Annotated in this window: 15 protein-coding genes; 9 read left to right on the top strand and 6 right to left on the bottom strand. The window is 24.7% G+C overall.

Annotated features, from left to right (window positions below; all coding sequences use genetic code 11):
* Positions 1 to 2: 2 nt before the first annotated feature.
* Positions 3 to 887 carry a DMT family transporter gene (locus D9V72_RS01425; protein ID WP_158354843.1) on the bottom strand — a complete coding sequence of 295 codons (885 nt, stop codon included), beginning with the start codon at positions 885 to 887 and terminating at the stop codon, positions 3 to 5.
* 230 nt (positions 888 to 1,117) lie between these two features.
* Here D9V72_RS01425 and trpD point away from each other — a divergent pair, with 230 nt between their 5' ends.
* The 9 genes from trpD (at position 1,118) to D9V72_RS01380 (ending at position 9,969) form a co-directional block, all read left to right on the top strand.
* On the top strand, positions 1,118 to 2,146 hold the full coding sequence (gene trpD / locus D9V72_RS01420; protein ID WP_158354841.1) for an anthranilate phosphoribosyltransferase: 1,029 nt from the start codon (positions 1,118 to 1,120) through the stop codon (positions 2,144 to 2,146).
* Complete coding sequence (trpCF, locus tag D9V72_RS01415) at positions 2,127 to 3,488, top strand: bifunctional indole-3-glycerol-phosphate synthase TrpC/phosphoribosylanthranilate isomerase TrpF (RefSeq protein WP_158354839.1); 1,362 nt, start codon at positions 2,127 to 2,129, stop codon at positions 3,486 to 3,488. The genes trpD and trpCF overlap by 20 nt, the downstream gene beginning before the upstream one ends.
* A gap of 37 nt (positions 3,489 to 3,525) precedes the next feature.
* Positions 3,526 to 4,737: a tryptophan synthase subunit beta gene (gene trpB, locus D9V72_RS01410; protein WP_158354837.1), complete on the top strand. Its 1,212-nt coding sequence runs from the start codon at positions 3,526 to 3,528 to the stop codon at positions 4,735 to 4,737.
* Complete coding sequence (trpA, locus tag D9V72_RS01405; protein ID WP_158355424.1) at positions 4,712 to 5,521, top strand: tryptophan synthase subunit alpha; 810 nt, start codon at positions 4,712 to 4,714, stop codon at positions 5,519 to 5,521. Before trpB ends, trpA begins: the two co-directional genes overlap by 26 nt.
* Positions 5,522 to 5,628: 107 nt before the next feature.
* Complete coding sequence (locus D9V72_RS01400) at positions 5,629 to 6,372, top strand: YciC family protein (protein ID WP_158354835.1); 744 nt, start codon at positions 5,629 to 5,631, stop codon at positions 6,370 to 6,372.
* Positions 6,373 to 6,400: 28 nt separating this feature from the next.
* Positions 6,401 to 6,934, top strand: coding sequence for a septation protein A (locus D9V72_RS01395; RefSeq protein ID WP_158354833.1), 534 nt, complete (start codon positions 6,401 to 6,403; stop codon positions 6,932 to 6,934).
* Positions 6,935 to 6,972: 38 nt separating this feature from the next.
* On the top strand, positions 6,973 to 7,380 hold the full coding sequence (gene yciA, locus D9V72_RS01390) for an acyl-CoA thioester hydrolase YciA (RefSeq protein WP_158354831.1): 408 nt from the start codon (positions 6,973 to 6,975) through the stop codon (positions 7,378 to 7,380).
* A 364-nt stretch (positions 7,381 to 7,744) separates the two neighbouring features.
* Positions 7,745 to 9,208 carry a cardiolipin synthase gene (gene cls, locus D9V72_RS01385; RefSeq protein WP_158354829.1) on the top strand — a complete coding sequence of 488 codons (1,464 nt, stop codon included), beginning with the start codon at positions 7,745 to 7,747 and terminating at the stop codon, positions 9,206 to 9,208.
* A 353-nt stretch (positions 9,209 to 9,561) separates the two neighbouring features.
* Positions 9,562 to 9,969: an H-NS family nucleoid-associated regulatory protein gene (locus D9V72_RS01380; RefSeq protein WP_158354827.1), complete on the top strand. Its 408-nt coding sequence runs from the start codon at positions 9,562 to 9,564 to the stop codon at positions 9,967 to 9,969.
* Between the two features lie 99 nt (positions 9,970 to 10,068).
* Here the strand turns inward: D9V72_RS01380 and ribA are convergent, their stop codons facing one another.
* The 5 genes from ribA to D9V72_RS01355 all read right to left on the bottom strand — a co-directional run bounded on the left by ribA (position 10,069) and on the right by D9V72_RS01355 (position 13,951).
* A complete protein-coding gene (ribA, locus tag D9V72_RS01375) occupies positions 10,069 to 10,653 on the bottom strand; it encodes a GTP cyclohydrolase II (RefSeq protein ID WP_158354825.1) in 585 nt (194 codons plus the stop codon).
* A gap of 62 nt (positions 10,654 to 10,715) precedes the next feature.
* Positions 10,716 to 11,426 carry an orotidine-5'-phosphate decarboxylase gene (gene pyrF / locus D9V72_RS01370; RefSeq protein WP_158354823.1) on the bottom strand — a complete coding sequence of 237 codons (711 nt, stop codon included), beginning with the start codon at positions 11,424 to 11,426 and terminating at the stop codon, positions 10,716 to 10,718.
* 123 nt (positions 11,427 to 11,549) lie between these two features.
* Positions 11,550 to 12,503, bottom strand: a complete 954-nt coding sequence (gene lipA / locus D9V72_RS01365; protein WP_158354821.1) for a lipoyl synthase — start codon at positions 12,501 to 12,503, stop codon at positions 11,550 to 11,552.
* A gap of 127 nt (positions 12,504 to 12,630) precedes the next feature.
* Positions 12,631 to 13,266 carry a lipoyl(octanoyl) transferase LipB gene (lipB, locus tag D9V72_RS01360; protein ID WP_158354819.1) on the bottom strand — a complete coding sequence of 212 codons (636 nt, stop codon included), beginning with the start codon at positions 13,264 to 13,266 and terminating at the stop codon, positions 12,631 to 12,633.
* 37 nt (positions 13,267 to 13,303) lie between these two features.
* Entirely contained in the window at positions 13,304 to 13,951 is a 648-nt protein-coding gene (locus tag D9V72_RS01355) for a YchE family NAAT transporter (protein ID WP_158354817.1), read from the bottom strand.
* Positions 13,952 to 14,036: the final 85 nt, after the last annotated feature.

Below are 14,036 nucleotides of genomic sequence, written 5' to 3'. Positions count from 1 at the left end.
ATTTATTTTTTTAAATAATTAATTGGAATTAAAGTTAAGAATATTCCTATAATTAATGGAAAAATAAACCATATTTCACACAATAAAATGGTATTTTTATAAATATAATTTTCTAAAAATCCAGCGATAACTGGAAAGATTAAAAAAACGGTAGAAGCATAAAAGGCACTGACTTTTTTTTGCAAATAAAAATAAGATAAAATACCAAAAATTCCAGAAAAATCTCCAAGATAAAATACAGCTAAAATAGATTTATTAGAAAACATTTCAATATGAGGATGTTCTGTAAACCAAGATATCACAGATAATAATATTCCAGATATTAGTGAAGGCAAAGCGTTAAAAGTTATTACAGATACATTACAGCATTTTTTTTGACATTCAGCGTAAACAACAGCATGACTAAATAAGGCAAAGAGTAAAGCTAATATTCCTTTCCACTGAAAAAAACATTGTGATTCTAATTCTATCAGTAAAACTATTAATAATGTAATTAAAGAAATTAATATTCCTATTTTTTGAGTTAAAAATAGTTTTTGTTTCAAGTATAAGAATGATACTGTTAATACAGCTACAGGCATATTCGAAAATATAATAGAAGCAATAGAAGAACTTACGTAAATACCTCCGTATAACATTAATGTAAATGGTATAGAAAAATAAAAAATTGAAATAAAAAATTGGAACCATCTTTGTCCATATGGAAATAAAAGTGGTGTTTTCGTATAATATGCAAGAATAATTAATAAAGGAGATGCAATTAAAAAACGTATGCCAGTCGCAAAAAATGGCGGAATTGTTTCTGTTGCAATTTTCATTGCAATCCAGGTAGTTCCCCAAGTAAGAGAAACTAAAGAAAATAATATTATTATTATTATTTTATTCATTGAAAAACTCCAAAAAATAAAAATATAACATACATCATCTCTTTCAGAGATAGGCATATTTTATTTTTTTTAGTATAAAATTTAGTTTTTAAAAATTTATAAAAAAAGTTTTTTAAATTTAAATTGAAATATTTATATCAATATATTATTGTTAAAATTTAAAAAAACATAAAAATTAAGAAATTTTATACATCAATACATATGTATTTTAAAATTTTTAAAGGTAATAAATGCAAAATATTTTAAATAAAATTTATAATTCAAAATCTTTAAATAAAGAAGAAAGTTATGAATTATTCACATTAATTTCTTCTGGGAAAATAACAGATATACAATTATCATCTATATTAACAGCAATTCGTATACGAGGTGAATCAATAGAAGAAATAAAAGGCGCAATAAATGCATTTTTAAAAAAAATGAAATATTTTCCAAAACCTGATTATATTTTTTCTGATATTGCAGGAACAGGTGGAGATGCAAGAAATACTATAAATATATCAACTGTAAGTGCATTTGTCGCTGCAACATGTGGTTTTAAAATTATCAAACATTGCAATCAAGGAGTTTCTAGTAAATCAGGCTCTTCTGATCTTCTAAAAAAATTTAATATAAATTTAAATGCATCTCCAGAAAGATCTCGTCAAACTTTAGATAAACTAAACATTTGTTTTTTGTTCTCACCACAATATCACAATGGTTTTAAATATTCGAATCACGTACGTAAAATTCTTAAAACTAAAACTATTTTTAATTTATTAGGTCCTTTCCTTAATCCTGCATTACCTCCACTAACCGTTATTGGTGTTTACAATCAAAAATTAATAAGTCCTGTAATAGAAATTTTAAAAGATCTGAAATATCAAAGGGGTATAGTTTTACATAGTGATAATACTGATGAAGTGACTTTATATGGAACAACATACGTTTCTGAATTATTAAATAAAGAAATTATATCATATCAGTTACAACCAGAAAATTTTGGATTAAAAATTCATTCTAAAAAAATATTAACGATAAATTCTTTAGAAGAAAATTATCGTATCATTAGTCAAATAGTTAAAGGTAAAGGTAATAGATTGTATGAAGAATTAATAGCAGTAAATGTAGCAATATTATTAAAGGTATTTGGACACGAGAACTTAAAAGAGAATACTGAATTAGCATTAAATAAAATAAGAAGCGGAGATGTTTACAAACACATACAAAATGTTGCTAATATGTTAAAAGAAGATAATCATGAAAGAAACAATGCTTAAAAAAATTATACGAGATAAAAGCAGTTGGATTGCATTAAGAAAAATAAAACAACCATTAATTAGTTTTCAAAATAAAATCAACAACAACACACGTAATTTTTATAACTCTTTAAAAGTAAAAAAACCATGTTTTATACTAGAATATAAAAAAAAATCTCCTTCCTTAGGAATTATTAGAAATAATTTTGATTTAGTTGAAATTTCTAATATTTATAAAAAATATGCTTCTGCTGTTTCAGTGCTTACAGATGAAAAATATTTTCATGGAAATTTAAAATTTATAAACATAGTAAAAAAATGTCTATCTCAACCTATTTTATGTAAAGATTTTTTTATTGATCCATATCAAGTATATTTAGCTAGATATTATAATGCAGATGCCATTTTATTAATGTTATCTGTTTTAGATGATAGAAAGTATAAGGAGTTATCTTTAGTAGCAAAGCAATTAAAAATGAGTATATTAACTGAAGTAAATAACATTGAAGAATTACAACGTGCTCTTAAATTAAATGCTCATATTATTGGTATTAATAATCGTAATTTGCATGATTTGTCTATTGATTTAAATCGTACTCGAATCCTATCTGCTTTAATTAAAAAAGACATTATCATCATTAGTGAATCAGGAATAAAAAAATATCGTGAAATAAAAGAACTAAGTAATTTTGTTCATGGTTTTTTAATTGGCTCTCATTTAATGTCTAAAACTAATTTAGAAATTGGTGTACGTTCTACAATATTGGGTCACAACAAAATTTGCGGATTAACTCGAAGTGTCGACGTAAAAATTTCTGAAAAATATGGAGCTATTTATGGTGGTCTGATTTTTATAAAAAATTCTCTTCGTCATATTACTATAAAAACCGCAAAAAAGATTATTGCGAACAGTAAACTAAGATTTATAGGAGTTTTTCAAAATGAGAACATAAACATTATTTCTAATATTGCTGAAACATTATCTCTTTATGCAATTCAATTGCATGGTCAAGAAAATCAAAAATATATTAATGAATTAAGAAAAATACTACCTCAAAAAATTAAAATTTGGAAGGCTTTTTCCATTCAATCACAATTACCGAATCGTAATTGGAATAATATAAATAAATATTTATTTGATTCTTATTCTGGAGGAAGCAATACGTCTTTTAATTGGTCAATTTTACACAATCATATTTTAGATGATGTGATTTTAGCTGGAGGAATTAATTGCGATAACTGTATTTTAGCTTCTCAATTAAATTGTTCAGGATTAGATTTTAATTCTGGTATAGAAATATCTCCTGGTATTAAAGATCATAAAAAAATAAAATTAATTTTCAAACAATTAAGATATTATTAAATTATTTTTTATTTAATAAACTACAGGAATTCATGACATGACTTTGCTAAATCCTTATTTTGGTGAATTTGGTGGTATGTACGTTCCGCAAATATTAATACCAGCTTTATTAGAATTAGAGAAAAACTTTGTTGCTGCACAAAAAGACACTCTTTTCCAAAAAAAATTTCACGATTTATTGAAAAACTATGCTGGAAGACCCACTCCATTAACTTTATGTAGTAATTTAACTAAAGGTACAAAAACACGAATTTATTTAAAAAGAGAAGATTTATTACATGGTGGAGCACATAAAACTAATCAAGTTTTAGGACAGGCCATGTTAGCAATTAGAATGAAAAAAAAAGAAGTTATTGCTGAAACTGGTGCCGGTCAGCATGGTGTAGCTGCTGCAATTGCTTGTGCACTATTAAATTTAAAATGTAAAATTTATATGGGTATCAAAGATATTAAAAGACAAAAAACTAATGTATTTCGCATGAAATTAATGGGTGCAAAAGTTATATCAGTAAAAAATGGTTCTGGAACATTAAAAGATGCATGTAATGAAGCTTTACGCGATTGGTCTAGCAGTTATAAAACTTCTCATTATATGATTGGTACAGCAGCTGGACCACATCCATATCCTACTATTGTTCGTGAATTTCAAAGAATGATTGGAGAAGAAGCTAAAAAACAAATTTTAGAAAAAGAGAACAAACTTCCAGATTCAATTATTGCATGTGTTGGTGGTGGTTCTAACGCTATTGGAATTTTTTCAGATTTTATACATGATAAAGTTAATTTAATTGGCGTAGAACCAGCTGGTTATGGTATACATACAGGAAAACATGGAGCACCCTTAAAACATGGTAGAACTGGTATTTATTTTGGTATGAAGTCTCATTTAATGCAGAATAAAGAAGGGCAAATTCAAGAATCTTGGTCAATTTCAGCAGGATTAGATTTTCCATCTGTTGGTCCTGAACATTCCTGGTTAAATAGCATTCATCGCGCTCAATATGTTTCTATCACTGATGAAGAAGCAATAAATGCATTTCATACTTTATGTAAAAAAGAAGGCATTATTCCTGCTTTAGAATCTTCTCATGCATTAGCATATGCATTAAAGTTAATGACTATAGATCCCCAAAAAAAACAAACTATCATTGTAAATCTTTCCGGTCGCGGTGATAAAGATATTTTGACAGTACATGATATTTTAAAAAAAAAGGAAAAATATGATAAGTCGATATCAAGAAATGTTTAAAAAATTATCTTTTTTAAAAGAAGGATGTTTTGTCCCTTTTGTAGTTTTAGGAGATCCTTCTTTAGAAATGTCAATAAAAATTATTGAAACTTTAATTGAAAATGGTGCAGATGCTTTAGAGATTGGAATTCCATTTTCAGATCCATTAGCTGACGGACCAATTATTCAGAAAGCAAATTTACGTGCTTTATCCAGAAAAAATACTTTTTTTGAATATTTTAAAATATTAAAAAAAATACGTGAAAAATATAAAAGATTACCAATTGGTATTTTAATATATGCCAACCTTATATATAATCAAGGTATTAATAACTTCTATTTGGAATGTTTTAATTCTGGTTTAGATTCTGTACTTATAGCAGATGTTCCGATTGAAGAATCAAAAATTTTTTATAAAACTGCAAACAAATACCAAATTAATTCCATTTTTGTTTGTCCTCCAGATGCCGACGATCATTTTTTGCATAAAATTTCTTCATATGCAAAAGGATTCATTTATGTATTATCTCGTTCTGGAGTAACTGGAATTAAAAATAAAACTTGGTCATTACCTAAAAAATTTATAAAAAAAATAAAAGAAAATAATTCTATACCTTTATTACAAGGTTTTGGAATTTCAAATTCTAAACAAGTCAAAACAGCAATATCATCAGGTTTATCTGGGATAATATGTGGTTCAGCAATTATAAAAATTATTGAAAAATATATAAATCAAGAAAATAACATGATTAAAGAAATAAAAAAATTTACTGAATTATTAAAACTTTCCACTAAGTTAAAATAATATTCTTTATTAGCATACATTATTTTTTATGTTTTAAAAAAACGTGATCGTTTTAAATAATATGTATAATCTTCAATTTATATAAAATATTTATAAGGAATATACATATGCTAATTACATCAAGTAAATTACGTCATGATACGCGTCATTTTTTTTATCAACAAATAAGAATTATTTTTTTTATATCTGCATTTGTTGCTTGCGTTAATGTATTAATAGATATTTTTGTTAAACCAGATATCCATATTATATCTATAATAAAAAATAATCAATTTACTCGCGTTAGCTCATTTTTAGAATTAATCAATAATATGACTTTCGAAGACAAAAATAAATTATTGAAATATTTCATTTTTAAAAGCATAGAGTCATTAATGAGTAAAACAGTATTATTAGGTGCTAATATAACTTTAATTTCTGTTTTATCTCAAAATAAAAAAGAATCAATTATATCGTCAATAGGTTCTCTTTTTTCATATTTACCAAGTTTATTCATATTAAATTTTTTGACTACTTTTGTTATACAAATAGGTTATATGTGTTTAATTATACCTGGAATATTATTATCAATAATACTATCATTATCACCTATTATTTTCTCTTTTAAACAACACGGATTAATTAATTCTATACGACTCAGTGTATATATTTCCTGGAAATATATAAGAATAATAGAACCAGTTGTTTTGTTTTGGATTTCTAGTAAATTTCTTTTAACAATATTAGTAACTAATATGCATTTTATTAATAATAATATTTTATTTTTAATATCAAATATTATTATGAACATGTTATTTTCTATTTTAATTATATACTTATATCGTTTTTACATGATTTTTTTGCGTTTTTAAAAATTTAAAGATTATCTAGGTTTATATTATGAAACAAATATTAAATATATTACCAATACTTACTTTCTTCATATTTTATAAGTTTTATGATATTTTTGTAGCCTCTGGTTCTTTAATTGTTATATCAGGATTGATATGTATACTTCATTGGATTTTTTATAATGAAATAGATAAAATTAGTTTATTCAGTTTTTTTGTTATTACTTTTTTTGGATCACTTACGATATTTTTTCATAATAGTCAATTTATTAAATGGAAAATAACAATTATTTACATAATTTTTTCTATGGTGCTATTAATTAGTCAGTTTTTTACAAAAAAACCAATGATACAAAGAATTTTAGAAAAAGATATAAAAATATCTAATATTTATTGGCATAAAATTAACTTTTTATGGTCTTTATTTTTTTTGTTTTGTGCTATTTTAAATATTTATATAGCATTTTATTTCTCAGAAACAACATGGGTTAATTTTAAAGTTTTCGGTTTTACATCCCTAACATTTTTTCTAATTTTAATGACTAGCATTTATATAAATTATAAAGCATCAAAAAATAAATAATTTTTTTACAACATAATAATAGAGTGAAATTTTTAATAATGTCAGAAAAAAATAAATTACCAAATGGAATAATATCATTGAAAACACTTTCTATGCCTTCAGATACTAATGCTAATGGTGATATTTTTGGTGGATGGATTATGTCCCAAATGGATATGGGTGGGGCAATATTAGCAAAAGAAATTGCAGGAGGAAAAGTTGCAACTGTGCGAGTTGATGGAATTAATTTTATGAAATCTATATCAGTTGGTGATATTGTTAATTGCTATACAAATTGTATTAAAATTGGAAAAACTTCTATTAAAATTAATATAGAAATATGGATTAAAAAGATTTATTCTCAACCATTAGGTCAATATTACTGTGCTGCAGAAGGGATATTTGTTTATGTAGCTATCGATAAAATAGGAAAACCTCGTGAATTATTACCTATGAGTATTATTTGAATAAATACATTAATTAGATTTTATATATTAATTACTAATAATGAAAAATATATTTATATTATTGTGATAGCTTTATATTTTCCTGAAAAATTTATAGAAAACATATACTTCTAAAATTTTTTAATTTTTATAAAAAATATTTTCAAAGTATTTGCGTTCAACACTTGATGAAAATAATTAAACTCTTATCTATTTTAAAAATTACTTTTTTTAAAAAGTGTTGAACAAATATCGTTTTATATAATTTTTTCTATTTGTTAAATATCTTGCTAATTTAAGTGTTAAATATATTTTTTCGAAAATAGAAAAATATTTAATTAAATATATGATCTTTTGACAAAATCATGAATAGGACCTTCAATGGATGGATATTTTCTATAATTTAATCAAATGTCTAATTTTTTTAATATACTGGTTATTAATTGCTAATATTACCTTTCGGGTTTTAATTAAACGTCGCAATATACCCTCTTCTATGTCTTGGCTTTTAACAATTTATATTATTCCGTTTATTGGAATTTCAGTTTGGTTTTTTTTTGGTGAACTATATTTAGGAAAAAGACAAAAAAAAATTGCAAACAGAATATGGTCTATTTCTAACAAATGGCTTAATGAATTAAAATCTTGTAAATATATTTTTCAAATCAAAAATAGCGAGGTAGCTAATTCATTAGTTCAATTATGTAAACATAGGCAAGGCGGCTTAGCTGGTATTAAAAGCAATAAAGTTAAACTTCTCACTAATACTAAAAAAATCATGCAAACATTAATACGTGATATTTACTTAGCACGTAAAAACATTGAAATAGTATTTTATATTTGGAAACCAGGTGGGATAGCAGATGACGTCGCAATAGCTCTCATTGATTCTGCAAAACGAGGTATACACTGTAGATTAATGCTTGATTCAGCAGGGAGTATTGAATTTTTTCAGAGTCCTTGGGTCGAAATAATGCGTAAATCTGGTATTCAAGTAGTAGAAGCTCTAAAAGTTAATTTATTACGAATTTTTTTGAGACGTATTGACGTTAGACAACATAGAAAAATTGTATTGATTGATAACTATATTACATATTCGGGTAGTATGAATCTTGTTGATCCTTATTTATTTAAAAAATCTTCTGGTGTTGGTCAATGGATTGATTTAATGACAAGAATAGAGGGACCTATAGCCACAACAATGGGAATGATTTATTCATGTGATTGGGAAATTGAAACAGGTATAAAAATTTTACCTCAACTACCTGATGAAAAAATTATAGAGAAAACATCTCAGAATAATTCGAGTATTCAAGTAATTGCATCTGGACCTGGTTTTCCCAAAAACATGATTCATCAAGCATTATTAATAGCTATTTATTCAGCTAAACATGAATTAATTATGACAACTCCTTATTTAGTTCCTAGTGAAGATTTGTTACAAGCTATTTGTACTGCTGCTCAAAGAGGAGTTAAAGTAAGTATTATTATACCTTTATATCATGATTCTATTTTAGTAAAATGGGCTAGTAGAGTCTTTTTTAGTGAACTGTTAGAAGCTGGTGTAAAAATTTATCAATTTCAAAAAGGACTTTTACATAGCAAAAGTATACTAGTAGATCAACAATTAAGTTTAATTGGAACTGTAAATTTAGATATGAGAAGTCTTTGGTTAAATTTTGAAATTACCTTAGTTATTGATGATAGTGATTTTGGACAGAATTTGTTTCGCATACAAAATGAATATATTTCTGATTCTAAATTAATAGATAAAAAAATTTGGTCTATGCGTGCATATTGGATGAGAATTCTTGAAAAAATATTTTATTTTTTAAGTCCATTGCTATAAAAGTTATATTTGTTCAACATTTTTTATAAATAATTAATTTTAATAAATATATATTTATATTTCATGGGAATCATTTTATTGTACCGATGATAAAACCATGTTATATATTTATATACCAATTTAAAATATTGTTTAATTTCTAAACATTATAAAATTAAAAAAATAAATATTTTTTTGTGAAAATATCATGAAAGTTTTAACTAATTTAAAAATATATTTTTAAAAAACATAAAGAATCTTTATTTTTTTAATAAATGAGTTCTTTTTTATTAAAATTATTCATTTCTCATTTTTAATATTGATTGTTAAGTAAAAAAATTTTTATCTTGAACTGATATTATGAGAACATACTAATGAATGAAATACTAAAAATTCTAAATAATATTCGTACACTTCGTGTACATTCACGAGAATGTTCTTTAGAAATTCTAGAAGAAATATTGGAAAAATTTAAAATTGTTGTTGATGAACGAAAAAAAGAAGAAAAAAAAATACAAGAAGAAATAGAAAAGAGGACAATAAAATTAAAAAAATACAGAGAAATGTTAATTGCTGATGGTATAAATCCTAATGAATTACTAACAAAAAGCAATTCTATTAAATCATCAGAAAAACGCAAAAGACCTAAAAGACCAGCAAAATATAAATATATTAATAAGAATGGAGATTTTAAAACATGGACTGGGCAAGGACGAACTCCATCAGTAATTAAAAATGCTATTTTGAATCATAAAAAAATATTAAAAGATTTTTTATTATAATATACTTATCTGGGGGTTCATCAAAAAAACCCCTACTATTTAAATCATAAAGTTTTTTAAAAAATAAAAACTATTCCATATTGAAACAATTAATTATATTTATTCAGATAAAAAATGACCCATTTTTCTAGCTTTGGTTTTTAAATAATAAGCGTTTTTAGGATTTTTTTCTGTAATGAGAGGAACGCGTTCTACAATGTTTATACCAGCATTGCTGAGCATCTGTACTTTAAATGGATTATTTGTTAATAAACGAATTTTTTTGATTTTTAATATATTAAATATATCAGCACATAATGAAAAATCTCTTTCATCTGCTGAGAAACCAAGCTTTTGATTCGCTTGCACAGTGTCTAATCCTCTGTCTTGTAAAGCATATGCTTTAATCTTATTAAGAAGACCAATATTTCTGCCTTCTTGACGATGATAAATCAATACACCACTTCCTTCTTGAGAAATTTTTTCCATAGACATTTTTAATTGGTTACCACAGTCACATCGTAAACTAAATAAAGCATCTCCTGTTAGACATTCTGAATGAACTCTAGAAAGAGTAGGAGTATTTCTTTTTATATCACCATATACAAGAGCAACATGATTTTTTCCACTTTTCTTTTCTTCAAAACCCAATATGAAAAAATCTCCCCAATGAGTAGGTAATATAGCTTTTTCTATCAATTGCATAAACGCTCCTAATTCAGAATTAAACAGATATTTTATAATATTTTTATATTTTTAATTTTTATTTATTGCATAGATTTGATTATTAAATCTAATTTTTTGATTGGGTTTTTTGACATAGTAATAGAACGTCCTATTACTATATAATCTATTTTACATTCTTTTGCCTCCTTAGGAGTAATAATGTTATTTTGATCATATAGTAAATCTCTAGAAATTCTAATACCAGGTGTAATAATTTTATATTTATTACCAAATAAAAATTTAATTTTCTTTGCTTCTTTTCCTGGACATACAATACCATCTAAACCACAATCGTTAGACAATTTTGATAATTTTAAAATATATTCTGTTAATGAAATTTGAATTCCAATTTCCTGTAATTCTTCTTCTCTCAAACTTGTTAATGCTGTTACAGCTATCAATAAAGGAGCTGTTTTAAACGATTTTAATGCTTTTTTCGCAGAAATTAACATTTTTTTACCACCAGCAGCATGAACACTTAACATCCATATTCCTAAGTCTGCAGCTGCTTTTGTAGCGTTAAATACAGTATTTGGGATATCATGAAATTTTAAATCAAGAAATATGTTAAATCCCAATTGATGTAATTCTTTTATAAATTTGCAACCTAAAATTGTAAACATTTCTTTTCCAATTTTTAAATAATAAATTGATGGATTAAGAAGATTTACTAACTTCATAGCTGATTTTTTATTAGAAAAATCTAATGCAATAATGATTTTGGGTATTTTAAACAAATTAGGATTCAACACTATGTAACCTCTAGTATAAATAATATACATCAATAAAAAATATTATTTCCTATATATTTTTTAATATAAAATGTGATAGTTATATAACATATAAACATTAATTTTTAAATACTTTTAATATTCTTATTTCTTCATAGATAAATGTGATTGAAAACTAGCATGATATGATGAACGAACAAAAGGACCACAAAAAGCATTGGTAAAACCAATAGATAAAGCTTCTTTTTTTAGGTTTTCAAATTCTGAAATTGATATATAACGTTTTACTGGTAGATGATAAACACTAGGTTGTAAATATTGGCCTATTGTTAATAATGTAACACCGCTTGAATAAAGATCTCTCATAACTTGAATAATTTCTACATCTTTCTCTCCAATACCTAGCATGAGACCTGATTTTGTTGGGATATGCAGATATTTTTTTTTAAATGACTCTAACAATAACAAAGATTTTTTGTAATTTGCTCCAGGACGAATTTTTTTGTACATTCTAGGAACATTTTCGATATTATGATTAAAAACATCAGGTAATGCGTTATTAAAAATATTTAAAATTAATTCTATTCTTCCTCGAAAATCCGGAACTAATATTTCAATTTTCACAGTATTTCTATTTCGAATAGCTTGAATACAATTGACGAAATGTTGAGCACCTCCATCATATAAATCATCACGTACTACTGATGTAATTACCACATAATTGATGCCCATATCAAAAATAGTATCAGATAGTTTTTTAGGTTCTTCTATGTTTACAGGATTAGGTCTGCCATGAGAGACTGCGCAAAAAGGACAATTTCGTGTGCATGTAGATCCAAGAATCATAAATGTTGCAGTACCGTTATTAAAACATTCTGATAAATTAGGACAGTGAGCTTCCTCACAAACAGAATGTAGATTGTTTTTTCGTAAAGCATTTTTTATTTGATATATACGAGATGTATTAACAGGTATTTTGATTTTTATCCAACTAGGTTTTTTTATTTTCTCTGTAATGTTACAATTTTTTTTAGTAGTAACAAAATTTAATTTTTCTGATGTCTTATTTTTTAATAAGACATCTTTATTTTTCTTCATGAAATTTATTATCTCAATAAAAGCATTAAAACATATACTATATATTGACTTAAAAATAATCATTTAAGTCAAAGTTTAAGATATGACATCATATTTATAATTAAAATTATTTAATTAATTTTTCATCTCACTGATTATTTATCATAATAACTTTGAAAAATTTAGATATTTTTTCAATTAAAATGATTTGTACATCTTTTAATTTAATCTTTGCATTGAAATTTTTCATTTGTGTCATTTTTATATTCATATCTCCACAAGGATAAATATAGTTAAATGGTTTTAAATTCATATCAATATTAAGCGCTAAACCGTGCAAAGTTGATCCTTTTTTTATCCGTAATCCTAAAGAACAGATTTTTTTTTTATTTATATATACACCTGGTGCTTTTTCTTTAGTGTATGCTTCAAGAGAAAAATTACTTAAAGTTTCTATTACTATTTTTTGCATTATATCTATTAATTGACGAACACTAATTTTTCGACGTTTTAAATCTATTAAAAAATATAATACTTGTTGTCCAGGTCCATGATATGTAATTTGACCACCTCGGTCAGTTTTTACTATAGGAATATCACTGGAGAAAATTATATTTTCTTTTTCCTGTAATTGTCCTTGAGTAAAAATTGGATGATGTTCTACGAACCAAATTTCATCAAATGTATAAACATTACGTAATTTTGTAAAATTGTTCATCTTTTTAATAGTTGTTAACCAATTTTCTAATCCTAAATTACGAAAAAAGATAATTTGTTTTTGCAAGAATAATCCAGTAGAAATTTAAATATAAAAAATTAGATCAATGTAGTAATCCAGGAAAAATAGATTTTATACCAATAATAATAAATTCTATTCCAAGAGACATTAGTAATAAACCCATAATGCGAGTAATAATGTTAATTCCTGTTTTCCCTAAAATTTGTACTACACATGGAGCAGCTTCAAAACATAACCAACAAACAAATGAAAACAAAAAAATTACTATACTACATAAAAATAAATTCATCCAACTTGAATAATAAGTACTCCAAACAATAGTAGAACTAATTGCTCCAGGACCTGCAATTAATGGCATTGCTAAAGGGACAACACTAATATTATCGATTTTATTTTCTTCTTTTTTATCTTTTGTTGTTTTTGTTTTTTTAATAAATCGACCACTAATCATAGAAAAAGCTATAGTAATAATTAATATACCACCAGCGATTCGAAAAGAATTAACAGATATACCAAAAATATTTAAAATGTCAGCACCAAAAAATAATGATATTAATAAAATTAATGATGCTGAAAAATTAGCTATTAAATTAGTCTTTTTTCTTTCTAAAAAGGACTGATTATTTGTCATAGTTGTAAAAATAGGAATCATTCCAATTGGATTAACTAAAGCACATAAACCTATAAAGAATTTTATATATATAGATAAATCAAAAATTGAAACGTTCATATTATATTCCTAAATTTATATTGAATTTTTATAACTTCTTTAAAATATTTTTATTGTAATTAACATAATTTAATATATTTTATAT

Source organism: Buchnera aphidicola (Macrosiphum gaurae) (assembly GCF_005080965.1).
Lineage (GTDB): Bacteria > Pseudomonadota > Gammaproteobacteria > Enterobacterales > Enterobacteriaceae > Buchnera > Buchnera aphidicola_S.
This window is presented reverse-complemented; position numbering and strand designations above follow the sequence as displayed.